Annotated in this window: 2 protein-coding genes; one reads left to right on the top strand and one right to left on the bottom strand. The window is 70.1% G+C overall.

All coding sequences use genetic code 11. From position 1 onward, the window contains the following. Window positions 1-170: 170 nt before the first annotated feature. Window positions 171-746 carry a TetR/AcrR family transcriptional regulator gene (locus AB0C15_RS32565; protein WP_357358602.1) on the bottom strand — a complete coding sequence of 192 codons (576 nt, stop codon included), beginning with the start codon at window positions 744-746 and terminating at the stop codon, window positions 171-173. Window positions 747-834: 88 nt separating this feature from the next. Here AB0C15_RS32565 and AB0C15_RS32560 point away from each other — a divergent pair, with 88 nt between their 5' ends. Beyond that, entirely contained in the window at window positions 835-1,206 is a 372-nt protein-coding gene (locus tag AB0C15_RS32560) for a DUF4267 domain-containing protein (protein ID WP_357358600.1), read from the top strand. Window positions 1,207-1,269 lie beyond the last annotated feature (63 nt).

Raw genomic sequence — 1,269 nt, 5'->3', positions numbered from 1 at the left:
ACCCCCGCAACGACCTGCACCCCCACCCACCACCCCCACACCGTCAAGACCCCCCGACCAGCCAACTCAGGATGGAACTACCCCCCTGATGTTGCTGCCTCCGCGCGCCCGGAGGCAGCAACATCCCCGTAGTTGCGGATCAGGCGGGGTGGGAAGGGGCAGGTCTGGCCTCACCGGGAGAAGCGGTTCACCAGCACCGCCAGCCGCCGCTCGTGGCCTTCGCGGCGGAGGCGGGCGCTGCGCATCAGGGTGACCAGCCCGTGCAGGCCGCTCCAGAACGTCTCGGTGAACGTCTCCAGGTCGTCGGCGTCGCCGACGACCGGGCGCACTGTCTCGGCCAGCTCGGCGAAGCCACGGGCCAGGTCCGTCGGAACGTCCTGGGTGGCGAACGGCAGATCGACGGCGAGGGTGAACATCGCGTCGTAGAGCGCCGGCCGCTGCTCGGCGAACGCGACGTACGCCGTCGCGACGTCGGCGACCGCCTGCCGAGGGCTGGCGGCTGAGGCCCGGGCCGCGGCCAAGGCGTCGGCCAGTTCGGCGAAGCCCTCGACGGCGACGGCCGCCATGATGGCGTCCTTGCCCTTGAAGTGGCTGTAGAGGACCGGCTGGCTGTACTCGATCTCGGCGGCGAGCCGCCGGGTGGTCACCGCGTCCCAGCCTTCCGCCAGGGCCAGGTCGCGGGCCGCGCTGATGATCGCCTGCTCCCGTTCCGCCCGCTCCCGCTCCCGGCGTCCCTGCGTCGACATGACCGCCACCCTAGCACTGCTAGCAGTTCTGTCGATGCTCTGCTAGCGTCGCTCTCATATCTAGCAGCGCTAGGAATTGGAGTAGACCATGCTGGCACCCCTCGCCTACGGACTCGCCGTCGTACTCAGCCTCTTCGTTGCCTTCATCGGCGCACGGTTCCTGTTGGTGCCACAAGCCGCAGCCGCCGGGTACGGCGTTCCGGCCCGGCCGGACGGCGACCCCGCGTACCTGACGGTCAAGGGCCTGAAGGACCTCACCTTCGGACTGCTCGGCCTCGCCCTGATCGCCTTCACGAACGCCAACGCGGTCGCGTGGTTCATGCTGATCGTCGCGCTCGTCCCGCTTGGCGACACCCTCATCGTGCTGCGCAACGGCGGGACGAAGGCCGTCGCCTTCGGCATCCACTTCGCCACCGCCGCAGTAGTCCTCCTGAACGCCGCCCTCCTGAACGCCCTCTAACCCCACCCCACCCACCCCACCCCCCACCCCACCCCCACCCACCCCACCCCACCCCACCCCCAC

The sequence above is a fragment of the Micromonospora sp. NPDC048835 genome, assembly GCF_040649995.1.
In the GTDB taxonomy this organism is placed as follows: domain Bacteria; phylum Actinomycetota; class Actinomycetes; order Mycobacteriales; family Micromonosporaceae; genus Micromonospora.
The sequence above is the reverse complement of the archived record's forward strand: the minus strand, read 5'-3'. Positions and strand labels throughout refer to the sequence as shown.

Bases quoted from the DNA above. Each gene is read 5' to 3' on its own strand.
- AB0C15_RS32565 (WP_357358602.1), bottom strand. From the start codon at position 746: ATGTCGACGCAGGGACGCCGGGAGCGGGAGCGGGCGGAACGGGAGCAG.
- AB0C15_RS32560 (WP_357358600.1), top strand. From the start codon at position 835: ATGCTGGCACCCCTCGCCTACGGACTCGCCGTCGTACTCAGCCTCTTC.